Consider the following 17,089-nt stretch of genomic DNA (forward strand, 5'->3'; position numbering starts at 1 on the left):
CAGAGCAACACGATGAGCCGATCCGCACACCCCGCCGGGCCCCGTCACGCCGATGTCATGACGGAGGGCCACTACTCCGCCCCCGCCGAGGACCTCAACGTCCTGGACGAGAAGGTCTGGGCCCGTACGGTCACCCGCGACGAACACGGGGCCCTGACCGTCGGCGGGATCGAAGTCGCCCGGCTGGCCGAGGAGTTCGGCACCCCGGCCTACTTCCTCGACGAGTCCGACTTCCGGGCCCGCTGCCGCGCCTGGTCCGACGCGTTCGGACCCGGCGCCGACGTCTTCTACGCCGGCAAGGCCTTCCTCTCCCGCGCGGTCGTGCGCTGGCTCCAGGAGGAGGGCCTCAACCTCGACGTCTGCTCCGGCGGCGAGCTGACCACCGCGCTGGACGCCGGAATGCCCGCCGAGCGCATCGCCTTCCACGGCAACAACAAGACGGTCGACGAGATCGAGCGGGCCGTCACGGCCGGAGTCGGCCGGATCGTGCTCGACTCCTTCCAGGAGATCGTCCGCGTCGCGCACATCGCGCAGCGGCTCGGCCGCCGCCAGCCCGTGCAGATCCGGGTGACCGTCGGCGTCGAGGCGCACACCCACGAGTTCATCGCCACCGCGCACGAGGACCAGAAGTTCGGCATCGCGCTGGCCGGCGGGCAGGCCGCCGAGGCCGTCCGGCGGGCCCTCACCCTCGACGGGCTCGAACTCATCGGGATCCACTCCCACATCGGCTCGCAGATCTTCGACATGGCCGGCTTCGAGGTCTCCGCCCGGCGTGTGGTGCAGCTGCTGGCCGAGGTGCGCGACGAGCACGGCGTGGAACTGCCCGAGATCGACCTCGGCGGCGGCCTCGGCATCGCGTACACCTCCGAGGACGACCCGCGCGAACCGCACGAGATCGCCAAGGCGCTCGGCGACATCGTGACCCGCGAGTGCGAGTCCGCCGGTCTCGCCACCCCCAGGATCTCCGTAGAGCCCGGCCGCGCCATCGTCGGGCCCACGGCCTTCACGCTGTACGAGGTCGGCACCATCAAGCCCCTGGAGGGGCTGCGTACGTACGTCAGCGTCGACGGTGGCATGTCGGACAACATCCGCACCGCGCTGTACGACGCCGAGTACAGCGTCGCGCTCGTCTCGCGCACCTCGGACGCCGAGCCGATGCTCGTCCGGGTCGTCGGCAAGCACTGCGAGAGCGGTGACATCGTGGTCAAGGACGCGTTCCTGCCGTCCGACCTGGCCCCCGGCGACCTGATCGCCGTCCCCGCCACCGGCGCGTACTGCCGGTCCATGGCGAGCAACTACAACCACGCCCTGCGGCCGCCCGTCGTGGCCGTGCGCGACGGACAGGCACAGGTCATCGTCCGGCGCGAAACGGAGGAAGATCTCCTGCGTCTCGACGTCGGCTGATGACTTATTTCCCGGGGCACACCCCGGGAGTCCACCAAACATCTCAGGATCCGGACGGGTGGCGGAAACGCCCGTCCGGTGAGTGAGACTGGTTCACACATCAGATGTAAAGGAAACGAGGTCGGATGATGCGTACGCGTCCGCTGAAGGTGGCGCTGCTGGGCTGTGGAGTGGTCGGCTCAGAGGTGGCCCGCATCATGACGACGCACGCCGACGACCTCGCCGCGCGCATCGGTGCGCCGGTGGAGCTCGCCGGCGTCGCCGTGCGCCGGCCCTCCAAGGTCCGTGAGGGCATCGACCCCGCCCTGATCACCACCGACGCGACCGCCCTCGTCAAACGGGGCGACATCGACGTCGTCATCGAGGTCATCGGGGGCATCGAGCCCGCCCGCACCCTCATCACCACCGCCTTCGAGCACGGTGCGAGCGTCGTCTCCGCCAACAAGGCACTGCTCGCGGAGGACGGCGCCGCCCTGCACGCCGCCGCCGAGCAGCACGGCCGGGACCTCTACTACGAGGCCGCCGTGGCCGGTGCCATCCCGCTCGTACGGCCGCTGCGCGAGTCCCTCGCCGGCGACAAGGTCAACCGGGTCCTCGGCATCGTCAACGGCACCACCAACTTCATCCTCGACAAGATGGACACCAGCGGCGCCGGCTACTCCGAGGCGCTCGACGAGGCCACCGCACTCGGTTACGCCGAGGCCGACCCGACCGCCGACGTCGAGGGCTTCGACGCCGCCGCCAAGGCCGCGATCCTCGCCGGAATCGCCTTCCACACCCGGGTGAAGATCGGCGACGTGCACCGTGAGGGCATCACGGAGGTCACCGCCGCCGACATCGCCTCCGCCCGCCGCATGGGCTGCACCGTCAAGCTCCTCGCCATCTGCGAGCGCGCCGCCGACGGGCAGTCCGTCACGGCCCGCGTGCACCCCGCGATGATCCCGCTCAGCCACCCGCTGGCCTCCGTCCGCGAGGCGTACAACGCGGTGTTCGTCGAGGCCGAGGCCGCCGGGCAGTTGATGTTCTACGGCCCCGGCGCCGGTGGCGCGCCGACCGCCTCCGCGGTCCTCGGCGACCTCGTCGCGGTCTGCCGCAACAAACTCAACGAGGCCCCCGGGCCCGGCGAGTCCGCGTACACGCGTCTGCCGGTGAGCCCCATGGGCGACGTCGTCACGCGGTACCACATCAGCCTCGACGTGGCCGACAAGCCTGGCGTACTCGCCCAGGTCGCGACGGTCTTCGCCGAACAGGGCGTATCGATCGATACGGTCCGCCAGCAGAGCCGAAATTCAAGCAGCGGCGACGAAGCCGGCATCGAACAGGGCGGCGGCGAGGCCTCCCTCGTCGTCGTCACCCACCGCGCGCCCGACGCCGCCCTCTCCGGGACCGTCGAGGCGCTGCGCAAGCTCGACACCGTGCGCGGTGTCGCCAGCATCATGCGTGTTGAAGGGGAGTAAGGACCCATGACCACCAAGGGCACCCACCAGTGGCGCGGCATCATCGAGGAGTACCGGGACCGTCTTCCGGTCACGAGCACCACGGCCATCGTCACGCTCCGTGAGGGTGGAACGCCGCTCGTTCCCGCTCAGGTCCTCTCCGAGCGCACGGGCTGCGAGGTGCACCTCAAGGTCGAGGGCGCCAACCCCACCGGGTCCTTCAAGGACCGCGGCATGACGATGGCCATCACCCGGGCCAAGGAGGAGGGTGCGCAGGCCGTCATCTGCGCCTCCACCGGCAACACCTCCGCCTCCGCCGCCGCGTACGCGGTACGGGCAGGAATGGTCTGCGCCGTCCTCGTACCGCAGGGCAAGATCGCACTCGGCAAGATGGGTCAGGCGCTCGTCCACGGCGCCAAGATCCTCCAGGTCGACGGCAACTTCGACGACTGCCTGACGCTGGCCCGCTCGCTCTCGGACAACTACCCCGTGGCACTGGTCAATTCGGTCAACCCGGTCCGTATCGAGGGCCAGAAGACCGCAGCGTTCGAGATCGTCGACGCGCTCGGCGACGCCCCGGACATCCACGTCCTCCCGGTCGGCAACGCGGGCAACATCACCGCGTACTGGAAGGGGTACACGGAGTACGCCGGGGACGGCCTGTCCACGCACAAGCCGCGGATGTGGGGCTTCCAGGCCTCCGGTTCCGCGCCCATCGTGCGCGGCGAGATCGTCAAGGACCCGTCGACCATCGCCACCGCGATCCGGATCGGCAACCCGGCCTCCTGGCAGTACGCGCTCGCCGCACGGGACGAGTCGGGCGGCTTCATCGACGAGGTCACGGACCGTCAGATCCTGGCGGCGTACCGACTGTTGGCCTCCCAGGAGGGCGTCTTCGTGGAGCCCGCCTCGGCCGCCTCGGTCGCGGGTCTGCTCAAGGCCGCCGAAGAGGGCAAGGTCGACCCCGGCCAGAAGATCGTCTGCACGGTCACCGGCAACGGGCTCAAGGACCCGGACTGGGCCGTCGCCGGCGCCCCCCAGCCGGTCACCGTCCCGGTCGACGCGGTCACCGCAGCCGAGAAGCTGGGCCTCGCGTAGCAGGACGCAGCACCCCGCCGCAGGGCGGCCGCACCCCCGGTCCGGATGACGGGCCCCGGGTGCGGCCGCGGCAACGGTTCGTCAGGAAGACGGCCGGAACACCCCTTTTCGGGGCGGAGAGCGCATCGCAGACGTGCGACACGCATCGTGCGCCTCCTGTGCGCCCTATGTCGCGACAGAACCTTCCTTCGATAAGCTGTACCCAACCCGCCCCGCCGCATATGCCGGGGTGCTCGGGCCGTTGCGGCCGTCGGTTCAATTCCGGGGTCAGGCCGTACCCGCCGCCGCATTCGGCCCGAAGAATCCCCACACACCCGCAGACCCCCGGAAATCCTCAGCCCCAGCAGAACCCCGAAGAGCCGCACAGAGCAGAACCCGAAGAGCCGCGAGAGCCCCGAAAGACCCCGCAGCTCCTCGAATTCCCCGCCGCCTCACAAGGAGAGTCGTCAGAGCGATGGCCGGTCCCGCCTTCCGAGCCGCCGCCGTCCGGGTGCGCGTCCCCGCAACCAGCGCCAACCTGGGCCCGGGTTTCGACGCCCTCGGCCTGTCGCTGGGCCTGTACGACGACGTGGTCGTCCGGGTCGCCGACTCCGGGCTGCACATCGACATCGCCGGCGAGGGCGCGGACACGCTGCCCCGCGACGAGAAGCACCTGCTCGTACGCTCCCTGCGCACGGCCTTCGACCTGCTCGGCGGACAGCCCCGCGGGCTGGAGATCGTCTGTGCCAACCGCATCCCGCACGGCCGCGGCCTCGGTTCCTCCTCCGCTGCCATCTGCGCCGGAATCGTCGCCGCCCGGGCCGTGACGACCGGCGGCGACGCCCGGCTCGACGACGCGGCCCTGCTGGAGCTCGCCACCGAGATCGAGGGCCACCCGGACAACGTCGCGGCCTGTCTGCTGGGCGGATTCACCCTCGCGTGGATGGACGGCGGATCGGCCCGCGCCATCAGGATGGATCCCGCGGATTCCATCGTTCCGGTGGTTTTCGTTCCCGGCAAGCCGGTGCTCACCGAAACCGCCCGCGGACTGCTGCCGCGATCCGTCCCGCACGTCGACGCCGCCTTCAACGCCGGCCGCGCCGCGCTCCTCGTCGAGGCCCTGACCAGGCGCCCCGAGCTGCTGCTCACGGCCACCGAGGACCGGCTCCACCAGGAATACCGCGCTCCGGCGATGCCGCAGAGCGTGGAGCTCGTGAACCGGCTGCGCGCCGACGGCGTGCCCGCGGTCATCTCCGGTGCCGGGCCGACCGTGCTGGCGCTGGCCGAGGACGGTGCGGCCGACAAGGTCGCACGGCTGGCGGGCGAGGGATGGGCGGCCAACCGGCTCGCTCTCGACGCCCAGGGGGCGAGCGTGCTGCCGCTCGCGCCTTAGCGAGAAGTGATTGCCGGTGAGTGAGAGGGGGAATGTTTGTTGGAGCCGGTAGTGTTAACCTCAAGTCTGCAATCGACGTCTATGCGGCGCGTTGCTTCGTGTCCCTTTCCGGGACCACCTTTCTTCCGGGAGCCTCCCCAACTGCCTGAGCAGCCTGCCTGAGCAGTTTCGAGCACGCTCCGGAACCGGCACGACACCCCTCGCTTGTCCAGGAGTGGGCCGAGCAGGGGGATGCTCGCGCCGGGCCCCACGCACACGTTCATCTCTCCGCCGTACCTATCCGGCGGGACCACCGCCCCGGCACGGTCCGCACCGAAGACCGCAGTCGGACAGCACAACCGGTCGCCGAGCCAGAAGGCCGACGTCCGCTCCAGGGAAGGACCCTTCGTGAGCGACACCACCGATCTGATGGGCGTGACTGCCGACAAGAACGTCGACAGCGCCGCGCCTGCCGAAGGTGCTGCCACTGGCACCACCGCACGGCGCCGCCGCTCCGGCACCGGCCTTGACGGCATGGTCCTGGCCGAGCTGCAGCAGGTCGCGTCCGGCCTCGGCATCAAGGGCACTGCGCGGATGCGCAAGAGCCAGTTGATCGAGGTCATCAAGGAGACCCAGGCCGGCGGCTCCTCCGCGCCCAAGGCCAAGGCCGCCTCGGCCCCCGCCGAAGAGGCGGAGGCCAAGCCGAAGCGCCGGGCCACCTCCAAGGCGCGCACCGGCGCCGGGGACGAGACCCCGGCCGCCGCACCCGCCGAGAAGGCCACGGCTCAGCAGCAGATCGACATCCCCGGCCAGCCGGCCAGCGACGACCAGCCCACGGGCGAGCGTCGTCGTCGCCGTGCGACCGCGCAGGCGGGCAGCCCGGACACCAAGGCGCAGGCCAAGGACCGTACGCAGGACGAGCCGAAGCAGGATGCCCCTGCCGAGGACCGTTCCGAGTCCAAGGCCGAAGCCGCCGCGGACAACGCCGAGGGCCGTCGTGGCGACCGCCAGGACCGCGGCCAGCGCGGTGAGCGGGGCGAACGCGGCGAGCGCCGTGAGCGTCAGCGCGACCGTCGCGGCAAGGGCGACGACCAGGGCGGCCAGGGCCGGCGTCAGGGTGGCCAGGGCGGCGGCCAGGGCGGTCAGGGTGGCGGTCAGGGTGGCCAGGGGCAGAACCAGGGCCAGCAGGGCGGCGGCGGACCGCAGGACGACTTCGACGACGAGGGCGGTCGGCGCGGACGCCGTGGCCGCTACCGCGACCGCCGGGGCCGTCGTGGCCGCGACGACTTCGCGAGCGACGCACCGCCGGTCACCGACGACGACGTCCTGATCCCCGTCGCGGGCATCCTGGACATCCTCGACAACTACGCGTTCATCCGGACCTCCGGCTACCTGCCGGGCCCGAACGACGTGTACGTCTCGCTCGCCCAGGTCCGCAAGAGCGGCCTGCGCAAGGGTGACCACGTCACCGGTGCGGTGCGCCAGCCCAAGGACGGCGAGCGGCGCGAGAAGTTCAACGCGCTGGTCCGCCTCGACTCGGTCAACGGCATGGAGTCCGGCCGCGGTCGGCCCGAGTTCCAGAAGCTGACCCCGCTGTACCCGCAGGACAGGCTCCGTCTGGAGACCGACTCCAACGTCCTGACCACCCGGATCATCGACATGGTCGCCCCCATCGGCAAGGGCCAGCGAGGCCTGATCGTGGCCCCGCCGAAGACCGGTAAGACCATGATCCTGCAGGCGATCGCCAACGCGATCACGGTCAACAGCCCCGAGTGCCACCTGATGGTCGTCCTGGTCGACGAGCGTCCGGAAGAGGTCACCGACATGCAGCGGTCGGTGAAGGGCGAGGTCATCTCCTCGACCTTCGACCGTCCCGCCGAGGACCACACGACCGTCGCCGAGCTGGCCATCGAGCGCGCCAAGCGTCTCGTCGAGCTGGGTCACGACGTCGTCGTCCTGCTGGACTCGATCACCCGTCTGGGACGCGCGTACAACCTCGCCGCCCCGGCCTCCGGACGCATCCTGTCCGGTGGTGTCGACTCGACCGCGCTCTACCCGCCGAAGCGCTTCTTCGGTGCGGCGCGCAACATCGAGGACGGCGGCTCGCTGACCATCCTGGCCACCGCGCTCGTCGAGACCGGCTCGCGCATGGACGAGGTGATCTTCGAGGAGTTCAAGGGCACCGGCAACATGGAGCTCAAGCTCGACCGCAAGCTCTCCGACAAGCGCATCTTCCCGGCGGTGGACGTCGACGCGTCCAGCACCCGTAAGGAAGAAATCCTGCTCGGCAGCGACGAGTTGGCGGTTGTCTGGAAGCTGCGCCGGGTGCTCCACGCGCTGGACCAGCAGCAGGCGATCGAGCTCCTCCTGGACCGGATGAAGAAGACCCAGTCCAACGCGGAGTTCCTGCTCCAGATCCAGAAGACGACGCCGTCCGCGGGCAACAACGACTAGTCCGCGTCCTCCGGCAGTACACAGGGCCGCCCCCGCACCTCGGTGCCGGGGGCGGCCCTGTGCCGTTGCCGCTCCGAGACCTTCGCCACACGGCCGGCGGGCCCCGGGGCGATGTCCTGTTGCCTGTAGCGGCCAGGAAACCGCAGGTGAACCCGGTGTCACCGGCTGTTCCCGCACCCCGTGGACGGGCCCCGCGCTTACCCGGAGGCCACAGCGCCCTGTGCAACCCTTCTTGTCGCCGCAGCGTCGTAACCAAGAGCGACACCAGGAGCGACAAAGCGGCACACAGACCCGCACACCACTGCAGGGGGTAGCCGGGAGCAGCCGAGGAACGAGGAGACGGATGAGCGAGCAGAGCGGGAGCAGCAACCGAATACGGGCCACCGGCAGACGCCGGAGGAAGCCGTCCCGCCGCCGCAGGGCGACCGTCATAGCCGCGTGGAGTCTGGCCGGCATCGTCGTCGTCGGCGGATCCGGGCTCGGCTACGCGTACTTCCACCTCAACGGCAATCTCAAGGCCGTCGACATCAACAACGCGCTGGGCAAGGACCGCCCCGACAACGTCGACAACGGTTCCGAGGACATCCTCGTGCTCGGCTCCGACTCCCGTTCCGGCGCCAACGCGCAGTACGGCGAGGACCAGGGAAGCGCCCGTTCGGACACCGCGATGGTGGTGCACGTCAACAAGGGCCACAAGACGGCAAGCGTCGTCTCCATCCCGCGCGACACCCTCGTCACCCGGCCCGAGTGCACGGGCGCCGAGAGCGGACAGCCCGTCGCCGGGGAGCAGCGCGCGATGTTCAACACGGCGTACGAGGTCGGCGGACCGGCCTGCGCGGTCAAGACCGTGGAGTCGATGTCGGGGATCCGCATGGACCACTACATCGAGGTCGACTTCACCGGTTTCAAGAAGCTGGTCGACAAGCTCGGCGGGGTCGAGATCACCACCAAGCAGGCGATCAACGACTCCAAGAGCCATCTGAACCTCGAACCGGGCACCCACACCCTGAACGGCGAGGAGTCGCTCGGGCTGGTCCGTACCCGCAAGAGCGTCGGCGACGGCAGCGACCTCGGCCGCATCCAGCTCCAGCAGGCCTTCATCAAGGCGCTGATGGAGCAGGCCAAGAGCGTGGGCATCCTCAACGGCACGAAGCTGTACGGCATCGCGGACACCGCGACCAAGGCCATCACCACCGACTCCGACCTGGGCTCGGTCAAGGCACTCGCCTCCTTCGCGAGCGGCCTCAAGGGGCTCGGCGCGAACGACGTCCACATGGTGACCCTGCCCGTCGAGTACGACCCCGCCGACCCGAACCGCGTCATCCCGCAGGAGGAGGCCGGTAAGCAGGTGTGGAAGGCGCTCCTCGAGGACCGGCCGATCCCCGCCTCCGCCACCGAGAAGTCGGCGGGCGACAAGGGCGATGCCGGGCAGATCGTGCAGTGACTGCCCTTCGGGAATAGCGGGCGGCCGACCCTCGTTTTGGGAGATACGGCCGGTCCTGGCAGACTGGTACGTCGGCCCCGGTTCACGGACGCGCAATCCGCGCGTACGACCCGGCGCCCTCCCGAACCTAGGAGAAACCCTTGAAGCGCGACATTCACCCCCAGTACGTCGAGACGCAGGTCAGCTGCACCTGTGGCGCGTCGTTCACCACCCGGTCCACGCTGGACAGCGGCGCCATCCGTGCCGACGTCTGCTCCGAGTGCCACCCGTTCTACACGGGCAAGCAGAAGATCCTCGACACCGGTGGCCGCGTGGCCCGCTTCGAGGCCCGCTTCGGCAAGGCCGCCGGCTCCGCCAGCAAGTAGCGAGCCACTGCGCCGGTCCTTGGCGCCCTCTTCCCGGGGGCGCCGGGACCGGCGTTTTTTTCCGGCCGGGACGACGGCATACCCGTCATCCCGCCCGGCAGGCACCCGCCGGCCGGCAGGCACGACGATCGAAGAAACCAGGAGCCCGAAGATGTTCGAGGCGGTCGAGGAACTGATCGGCGAACAGTCCGATCTCGAGACGAAGCTCGCAGACCCGTCGGTCCACGCCGACCAGGCCAACGCGCGCAAGCTGAACAAGCGCTACGCCGAGCTGACTCCGATCGTCGCCACGTACCGCTCCTGGAAGCAGACCGGCGACGACATCGAGACCGCCCGCGAGTTCGCCGCCGACGATCCCGACTTCGCCGCCGAGGTCAAGGACCTGGAGAAGGAGCGCGAGGAGCTCACCGAGAAGCTCCGCCTCCTGCTCGTACCCCGTGACCCCAGCGACGACAAGGACGTGCTCCTGGAGATCAAGGCGGGCGCGGGCGGCGACGAGTCCGCCCTGTTCGCCGGTGATCTGCTGCGCATGTACCTGCGCTACGCCGAGCGCGTCGGCTGGAAGACCGAGATCATCGACTCCACCGAGTCCGAGCTCGGCGGCTACAAGGACGTCCAGGTCGCCGTGAAGACCAAGGGCGGCAACGGGGCCACCGAACCCGGCCAGGGCGTATGGGCCCGGATGAAGTACGAGGGCGGCGTGCACCGCGTGCAGCGCGTGCCCTCCACCGAGTCCCAGGGCCGCATCCACACCTCCGCCGCCGGTGTGCTCGTCACGCCCGAGGCCGAGGAGGTCGAGGTGGAGATCCACGCCAACGATCTCCGTATCGACGTCTACCGCTCCTCCGGCCCCGGCGGCCAGTCCGTCAACACCACGGACTCCGCAGTCCGCATCACGCACCTGCCCACCGGTGTCGTCGCCTCCTGCCAGAACGAGAAGAGCCAGCTCCAGAACAAGGAGCAGGCCATGCGTATCCTGCGGTCGAGGCTTCTCGCCGCGGCCCAGGAAGCCGCCGAGCAGGAAGCGTCCGACGTACGCCGCAGCCAGGTGCGAACGGTCGACCGGTCCGAGAAGATCCGTACGTACAACTTCCCGGAAAACCGGATCTCGGACCACCGCGTCGGCTTCAAGGCGTACAACTTGGACCAGGTGCTCGACGGGGATCTGGACGCTGTGATCCAGGCCTGTGTCGACGCCGACTCCGCAGCCAAGCTCGCCGCCGCGTAAGTCCTGTCCGCCGCCCGCCCCGCTCGTGAACCCGTACGGAGAACCGCGATGAACCTGCTGCTCGCCGAGGTGGCCCAGGCCACCCAGCGGCTGGCCGACGCCGGTGTCCCTTCACCGCGATTCGACGCGGAGGAGCTCGCCGCGTTCGTGCACGGCGTCAAGCGGGGCGAGCTGCACAACGTGCCGGACGTCGACTTCGACGCCCGCTACTGGGAGACCATCGCCCGGCGCGAGGCCCGCGAACCGCTCCAGCACATCACCGGCCGCGCCTTCTTCCGCTACCTGGAGCTCCAGGTAGGACCCGGCGTCTTCGTGCCCCGGCCGGAGACCGAGTCGGTCGTCGGCTGGGCGATAGACGCCGTCCGCGCGATGGACGTCGTCGAGCCGCTGATCGTCGACCTGTGCACCGGATCGGGTGCCATCGCCCTCGCCATGGCCCAGGAGGTGCCGCGCTCGCGCGTGCACGCCGTGGAGCTGTCCGAGGACGCTCTCAAATGGACCAGGAAGAACGCCGAGGAGTCCAGGGTCACCGTGCACCGCGGAGACGCCCTGACGGCCCTTCCCGAGCTCGACGGCCAGGTCGACCTGGTCATCTCCAACCCGCCGTACATCCCGCTCACCGAATGGGAGTACGTGGCCCCCGAGGCCCGTGACCACGACCCGGAGATGGCCCTCTTCTCCGGCGAGGACGGCCTCGACACCATCCGCGGCATCGAGCGCACCGCCCACCGTCTGCTGCGTCCCGGCGGCCTCGTCGTCATCGAGCACGCCGACACCCAGGGCGGCCAGGTGCCGTGGATCTTCACCGAGGAGCGGGGCTGGGCCGACGCGGCCGACCACCCCGACCTGAACAGGCGTCCCCGGTTCGCCACGGCCCGCAAGGCCATGCCGTGACCGGCGGCAACCACCCGCACGACCCGTACCAGCCCTACCCGTACATGCTTGAGGAGGCCGGCTGATGGCACGGCGATACGACTGCAACGACGCCACGGACCGTACGACGGGTCTGCGCGAAGCCGCGTCCGCCGTCCGCCGAGGCGAACTGGTCGTGCTGCCCACCGACACCGTGTACGGGATCGGTGCGGACGCCTTCAGTTCCGAGGGCGTCGTCGACCTCCTGGAGGCCAAGGGCCGCGGCCGCAACATGCCGACGCCCGTCCTCATCGGTTCGCCGAACACCCTGCACGGCCTGGTCACCGACTTCTCGGAGCAGGCCTGGGAGCTGGTGGACGCCTTCTGGCCGGGCGCGCTCACGCTCGTCGCCAAGCACCAGCCGTCGCTCCAGTGGGACCTCGGGGACACCCGCGGCACCGTGGCCATCCGGATGCCGCTGCACCCGGTCGCCATCGAACTGCTCACGGAGGTCGGCCCGATGGCCGTCTCCAGCGCCAACCTCACCGGACACCCCTCTCCCGAGGACTGCGACGCGGCCCAGGAGATGCTCGGCGACTCCGTCTCCGTGTACCTCGACGGCGGCCCGACCCCGGGCATCGTCCCGTCCTCGATCGTCGACGTCACCGGCAAGGTGCCGGTCCTGCTGCGCGCCGGCGCGCTCTCCGCGGAGGACCTGCGCAAGGTGGTTCCCGACCTTGAGGTGGCCAATTGACCGCCCCTGAGGGGCGTGGCATAGCGGGGCAGACCGACACCTTCCGCATCCTCCACGTCAGCACCGGCAACGTCTGCCGCTCACCGATCACCGAGCGGCTGACCCGGCACGCCCTCGTGGACCGCCTGGGCGACCCGCTCCAGGGCGGGCTGATCGTGGAGAGCGCGGGCACCTGGGGGCACGAGGGTGCCCCGATGGAGGCCAACGCGGAGGTGGTCCTCGCCGACTTCGGCGCCGACGCCACCGGGTTCGTCGGCCGCGAACTGCTCGACGAGCACGTGATCCGCGCCGACCTCGTGCTCACCGCCACCCGCGACCACCGGGCCCAGGTGATCTCGATGGGTCACTCGGCCGGGCTGCGGACCTTCACGCTCAAGGAGTTCACCCGACTGGTCCGGGCGATAGACCCCGCCACGCTGCCCGACGCACTCGACGAGGGGGTCGTCGAGCGCGCCCGCGCCCTGGTGCGCGCGGCCGCCGCGCTGCGCGGCTGGCTGCTGGCCCCGACCGCGGAGGCCGACGAGGTCTACGACCCGTACGGCGCCCCCATCACGTTCTTCCGGTCCATCGGGGACGAGATCAACCAGGCCCTGGACCCGGTCGTCACCGCGCTGACGGGCGTATCGGCACCGCGCTGAAGTGACGCCCGGGGGGCCGTCCGTGGCGCTCCGACCGCCGTACGGAGCAGGCCGGGGCCCTTAGGTCGTGTTTGAGAAGTCCCGTTTGTCTCGCGTGGTCCGGCACGCACGCTCGCCGCGTTGCCGAAATGCCCTAGTAGCTCCTTCCCCAAGCTCTCAACTGCGTTCGAGCAGGGGAGACCCCATCCGAGGGCACCCCGGCACCTTGCGATCGCACGCACCGGACCACGCGAGACCCGCCCTCCGGGCGGCCGACGCTACCTCTAAAACACTCCCTAGCGGCCCGGAAGGGTGCGCCACGGCCCGGGACAGCGGGCAGCAGATCCGCCCCGGGCCTACATTGGAGCTGACGTCACCCCCCAGGCGTTCCCCTCCCCAGGCCCGGAGCCCCCGATGCCGGTCACCACTGCTGCTGCCGCACCCTCCGCCGTCGCCGCCCTGCCGCAGGACTTCGGCGCCCTGCTCCGGGAGGATCCGGAGATCGCCGATGTCCTGGTGGGGGAGCTGCACCGCCAGTCCGACACCCTGCAGCTGACCGCGGCGGAGAACTTCACCTCGCCCGCGGTCCTGGCCGCACTCGGCTCCCCGCTCGCCAACAAGTACGCCGAGGGATACCCCGGCGCCCGCCACCACGGCGGCTGCGAACAGGCGGACGCGGCCGAACGCATCGCGATCCGCCGCGCCACCTCGCTCTTCGGCGCCGAGCACGCCAACGTGCAGCCCCACTCCGGATCCTCGGCCGTCCTCGCGGCGTACGCGGCGCTGCTGCGGCCCGGTGACACGGTGCTCGCGATGGGACTCCCGTACGGCGGACACCTCACGCACGGTTCGCCCGCCAACTTCTCCGGCCGCTGGTTCGAGTTCATCGGCTACGGGGTGGACTCCGAGAGCGGGCTGATCGACTACGACCAGGTCCGGACCCTGGCCCGCACACACCGGCCCAAGGCGATCGTCAGCGGTTCGATCTCCTATCCCCGCCACCCCGACCACGAGCTGTTCCGGGAGATCTGCGACGAGGTGGGCGCCTACCTCATCGCCGACTCCGCGCACCCGATGGGATTGATCGCCGGGGGAGCGGCGCCGAGCCCCGTCCCGTACGCGGACGTGGTCTGCGCCACCACGCACAAGGTGCTGCGGGGGCCGCGCGGCGGCATGATCCTGTGCGGCGCGGAGCTGGCGGAGCGGATCGACCGGGCGGTGTTCCCCTTCACGCAGGGCGGCGCCCAGATGCACACGGTGGCGGCGAAGGCCGTCGCGTTCGGTGAGGCGGCCGCGCCCGCCTTCGCCGCGTACGCCCATCACGTGGTGAACCACGCGCGGGTACTGGCGGCCGGCCTGGAGGCCGAGGGCTTCGACGTCACCACCGGCGGCACGGACACCCACCTGATCGTCGCCGACCCGGCCCCGCTCGGCGTCGACGGCCCCACGGCCCGCGCCCGGCTGGCCGCCGCCGGGCTGGTGCTGGACACCTGCGCGCTGCCGTACGGGGACGCCCGGGGCATCAGGCTCGGCACCGCGGCCGTCACCACCCAGGGCATGGACGACACCGACATGGCGCGCCTCGCGGTCCTGATCGGCTCCGCGGTCCGGGAGGAGGGTGACGTCCTCGCGGAGGTGCGGGAGATGGCGGCGCAGCATCCCCCGTACCCCGGGTGAAATAAGCAGTACGTCCGCAATGCCGGCAGCCTGTGCAACCATTGCCGGGGCCTCCGTGTCCTCAACCACGAGGCCGACGTAGCTTAGCCCGACCGGCACATGGGGGGCGGCGTCGCGAGGCCGGTCACGGACATCTGCCGCGTTGTCGTCAATCACCATGGCTCCGCCATGGCTCAATCCTCCGCCTTGCAGCTGCACGCACCCAGCCCCGCTCCTGCTTCCGCCCCCCATGTGCCGGTCGGGCTAAGGTGTGGGCTGAGATGGCCGGCGATATTTCTGGGGCAGCCCGTGCGTGATTACCTGCTGACGCTCTGTGTCACGGCCGCGGTGACGTATCTGCTCACCGGCCCGGTGCGTAAGTTCGCCATCGCGGTCGGGGCGATGCCCGCGATCCGTGCGCGTGACGTCCACCGCGAACCGACACCGAGGCTCGGTGGCATCGCCATGTTCGGCGGGCTGTGCGCCGGGCTGATCGTCGCCGATCACCTGGCCAACCTCGACGGCGTCTTCGAGCTCTCCAACGAACCTCGGGCGCTGCTCTCCGGAGCGGCCCTGATCTGGCTGATCGGCGTCCTGGACGACAAGTTCGAGATCGACGCCCTGATCAAGCTCGGCGGGCAGATGATCGCCGCGGCCGTCATGGTGCTCCAGGGCCTCACGATCCTTTGGCTGCCGATCCCCGGCGTCGGCACGGTCCCGCTGACGCAGTGGCAGGGCACGCTGCTGACGGTCGCGCTCGTCGTCATCACGATCAACGCGGTGAACTTCGTCGACGGACTGGACGGCCTGGCAGCGGGCATGGTGTGCATCGCCTCGGCCGCGCTCTTCCTCTACACCTACCGGCTCTGGTACGGGTACGGAATCGAAGCGGCCGCCCCCGCGACGCTCTTCACGGCGATCCTGATGGGCATGTGCCTCGGCTTCCTGCCGCACAACATGCATCCTGCGCGGATCTTCATGGGCGACTCCGGGTCGATGCTGATCGGTCTGGTCCTCGCCGCCGGCGCGATCTCCGTCACAGGGCAGGTCGACCCGGACGCGATGAAGCTCTTCGCGGGAAGCGAACGGCAGGCGACCCACGCGATGCTGCCGGTCTTCATCCCGCTGCTCCTGCCACTGACGATCATCGCCATCCCGGCGGCGGACCTGGTGCTGGCGATCGTGCGGCGCACGTGGAACGGACAGTCGCCGTTCGCCGCGGACCGCGGGCATCTGCACCACCGGCTCCTGGAGATCGGCCACTCGCACAGCCGGTCGGTGCTGATCATGTATTTCTGGTCGGCCCTGATCGCCTTCGGTGCCGTCGGCTACTCGGTGCACTCGACGTCGATGTGGATCGTGCTCCTGATCGTGGGGCTGAGCGCGCTCGGCCTGATCCTGCTGCTGATGCCCCGGTTCACCCCGCGCGCCCCGCGATGGGCGGAGGGCTTCGTGCCGCCGCGCTACCGCCGCCGGAGCCGCCGCGGGGCGGAACCCGGGACGGAGTCGTCGCAGGGGCTGGAGAGCCAACAGCGGCCCCCGGATGACCAGATGGGGCAGGACGGCCACGAGTCCGCGCCGCAGCCCCCGATCGCGGCCGGGGTGTCCGGCGTCAACGGAGCGACCGCGATCGGCCCCCGTTCGCGCTTCGCGGACCGGCGCAAGGCAGATTCGACGCGTCGGTGATTCGGTCATCAAGGGCCAATACCAGACAAGTTGCTGAGTTGTCTTGCTCACACGGGCTGATTAGCTCTCACGTGTGACAGTGAGCACACTTTCTAGGTAAAGACCTCATCAAATAGTTTGTGATACCGTTCACGAAGCCCGGTGACAGAGCCGAAGGACCTGAGTAGCACGGTCCATTGGCCCGAGGCATCGACTCGGACCGGGCCTACGCTCGTCCATGACGACACACTGCCCACCCCCAGCAAGCGGAGCTGCCGCCATGCCGTCCAACGACGTCCGGACTCTCCTCCAGACCGCCGTACCCACCGCTGTCGCCGGCGCAGTCGCCGCCGCGATCAGCGGTGGCGTCGCCGGTGGCAAGGGAGCCCTGGGCGCGATCGTTGCGACGATCGTGGTCATCCTCTTCATGGGGATCGGACTGATGGTCCTGCAACGGACCGCCCGGTCCATGCCCCACCTCTTCCAGGCGATGGGGCTTGCGCTGTACACGGCGCAACTCCTGCTGCTGTTCATCTTCGTCGCCGTATTCAAGAACACCTCACTGTTCAACCCGAAGGCCTTCGCGATCACTCTGGTCGTGACGACACTCGTGTGGATCGGCGCACAGGCGCGTGCGCACATGAAGGCCAAGATCCTTTACGTGGAACCCGAGTCCGACAAGGACGAAAAGCCCAAGAAGCCGGGGTCCGCAGCGTGAAGGGTAGGGGCGGAATAAGTGCAGGTTCACGACCCTGCTATCGTCCG

14 protein-coding genes are annotated in these 17,089 nt (G+C 70.0%); all 14 read left to right on the plus strand.

All coding sequences use genetic code 11. The features are described 5' to 3' along the window. Positions 1-12: 12 nt before the first annotated feature. The 14 genes from lysA to ACIBJG_RS16425 all read left to right on the plus strand — a co-directional run bounded on the left by lysA (position 13) and on the right by ACIBJG_RS16425 (position 17,042). Positions 13-1,404, plus strand: a complete 1,392-nt coding sequence (gene lysA / locus ACIBJG_RS16360; protein WP_399308179.1) for a diaminopimelate decarboxylase — start codon at positions 13-15, stop codon at positions 1,402-1,404. A gap of 125 nt (positions 1,405-1,529) precedes the next feature. Continuing rightward, positions 1,530-2,861, plus strand: a complete 1,332-nt coding sequence (locus ACIBJG_RS16365) for a homoserine dehydrogenase (RefSeq protein ID WP_350990723.1) — start codon at positions 1,530-1,532, stop codon at positions 2,859-2,861. A gap of 6 nt (positions 2,862-2,867) precedes the next feature. Further along, positions 2,868-3,938 (plus strand): threonine synthase, encoded by a 1,071-nt coding sequence (gene thrC, locus ACIBJG_RS16370; protein WP_399308180.1) that lies wholly within the window; start codon positions 2,868-2,870, stop codon positions 3,936-3,938. A 454-nt stretch (positions 3,939-4,392) separates the two neighbouring features. Next, complete coding sequence (gene thrB, locus ACIBJG_RS16375) at positions 4,393-5,310, plus strand: homoserine kinase (protein WP_399308182.1); 918 nt, start codon at positions 4,393-4,395, stop codon at positions 5,308-5,310. Positions 5,311-5,697: 387 nt separating this feature from the next. Then, positions 5,698-7,743, plus strand: coding sequence for a transcription termination factor Rho (rho, locus tag ACIBJG_RS16380; protein WP_399308184.1), 2,046 nt, complete (start codon positions 5,698-5,700; stop codon positions 7,741-7,743). Positions 7,744-8,086: 343 nt separating this feature from the next. Next, positions 8,087-9,187 carry an LCP family protein gene (locus tag ACIBJG_RS16385; RefSeq protein WP_399308185.1) on the plus strand — a complete coding sequence of 367 codons (1,101 nt, stop codon included), beginning with the start codon at positions 8,087-8,089 and terminating at the stop codon, positions 9,185-9,187. A 140-nt stretch (positions 9,188-9,327) separates the two neighbouring features. Beyond that, the gene (gene rpmE / locus ACIBJG_RS16390; RefSeq protein WP_136328765.1) at positions 9,328-9,552 is read left to right on the plus strand and encodes a 50S ribosomal protein L31; all 225 of its coding nucleotides are present in this window, start codon (positions 9,328-9,330) and stop codon (positions 9,550-9,552) included. Between the two features lie 151 nt (positions 9,553-9,703). After that, a complete protein-coding gene (gene prfA, locus ACIBJG_RS16395) occupies positions 9,704-10,780 on the plus strand; it encodes a peptide chain release factor 1 (protein WP_399308187.1) in 1,077 nt (358 codons plus the stop codon). A 48-nt stretch (positions 10,781-10,828) separates the two neighbouring features. Further along, the gene (prmC, locus tag ACIBJG_RS16400; protein ID WP_399308188.1) at positions 10,829-11,674 is read left to right on the plus strand and encodes a peptide chain release factor N(5)-glutamine methyltransferase; all 846 of its coding nucleotides are present in this window, start codon (positions 10,829-10,831) and stop codon (positions 11,672-11,674) included. A 64-nt stretch (positions 11,675-11,738) separates the two neighbouring features. Further along, a complete protein-coding gene (locus ACIBJG_RS16405) occupies positions 11,739-12,386 on the plus strand; it encodes an L-threonylcarbamoyladenylate synthase (protein ID WP_399308190.1) in 648 nt (215 codons plus the stop codon). Beyond that, on the plus strand, positions 12,383-13,024 hold the full coding sequence (locus ACIBJG_RS16410; protein ID WP_399308192.1) for a protein-tyrosine-phosphatase: 642 nt from the start codon (positions 12,383-12,385) through the stop codon (positions 13,022-13,024). Before ACIBJG_RS16405 ends, ACIBJG_RS16410 begins: the two co-directional genes overlap by 4 nt. 393 nt (positions 13,025-13,417) lie before the next feature. Further along, on the plus strand, positions 13,418-14,680 hold the full coding sequence (gene glyA, locus ACIBJG_RS16415; RefSeq protein ID WP_399308194.1) for a serine hydroxymethyltransferase: 1,263 nt from the start codon (positions 13,418-13,420) through the stop codon (positions 14,678-14,680). A 276-nt stretch (positions 14,681-14,956) separates the two neighbouring features. Beyond that, positions 14,957-16,345 carry an MraY family glycosyltransferase gene (locus ACIBJG_RS16420; protein ID WP_399308279.1) on the plus strand — a complete coding sequence of 463 codons (1,389 nt, stop codon included), beginning with the start codon at positions 14,957-14,959 and terminating at the stop codon, positions 16,343-16,345. 259 nt (positions 16,346-16,604) lie between these two features. Further along, positions 16,605-17,042 carry a hypothetical protein gene (locus ACIBJG_RS16425; protein WP_399308196.1) on the plus strand — a complete coding sequence of 146 codons (438 nt, stop codon included), beginning with the start codon at positions 16,605-16,607 and terminating at the stop codon, positions 17,040-17,042. Positions 17,043-17,089: the final 47 nt, after the last annotated feature.

The sequence above is a fragment of the Streptomyces sp. NPDC050422 genome, from assembly GCF_044458665.1.
GTDB lineage: Bacteria > Actinomycetota > Actinomycetes > Streptomycetales > Streptomycetaceae > Streptomyces.

Excerpts from the sequence above, each read along its gene's own strand:
- ACIBJG_RS16385 (WP_399308185.1), top strand. The coding sequence starts at position 8,087 with ATGAGCGAGCAGAGCGGGAGCAGCAACCGAATACGGGCCACCGGCAGA.
- ACIBJG_RS16405 (WP_399308190.1), top strand. The coding sequence starts at position 11,739 with ATGGCACGGCGATACGACTGCAACGACGCCACGGACCGTACGACGGGT.
- prfA (WP_399308187.1), top strand. The coding sequence starts at position 9,704 with ATGTTCGAGGCGGTCGAGGAACTGATCGGCGAACAGTCCGATCTCGAG.
- lysA (WP_399308179.1), top strand. The coding sequence starts at position 13 with ATGAGCCGATCCGCACACCCCGCCGGGCCCCGTCACGCCGATGTCATG.
- thrB (WP_399308182.1), top strand. The coding sequence starts at position 4,393 with ATGGCCGGTCCCGCCTTCCGAGCCGCCGCCGTCCGGGTGCGCGTCCCC.
- prmC (WP_399308188.1), top strand. The coding sequence starts at position 10,829 with ATGAACCTGCTGCTCGCCGAGGTGGCCCAGGCCACCCAGCGGCTGGCC.
- thrC (WP_399308180.1), top strand. The coding sequence starts at position 2,868 with ATGACCACCAAGGGCACCCACCAGTGGCGCGGCATCATCGAGGAGTAC.
- glyA (WP_399308194.1), top strand. The coding sequence starts at position 13,418 with ATGCCGGTCACCACTGCTGCTGCCGCACCCTCCGCCGTCGCCGCCCTG.
- ACIBJG_RS16365 (WP_350990723.1), top strand. The coding sequence starts at position 1,530 with ATGATGCGTACGCGTCCGCTGAAGGTGGCGCTGCTGGGCTGTGGAGTG.
- ACIBJG_RS16425 (WP_399308196.1), top strand. The coding sequence starts at position 16,605 with ATGCCGTCCAACGACGTCCGGACTCTCCTCCAGACCGCCGTACCCACC.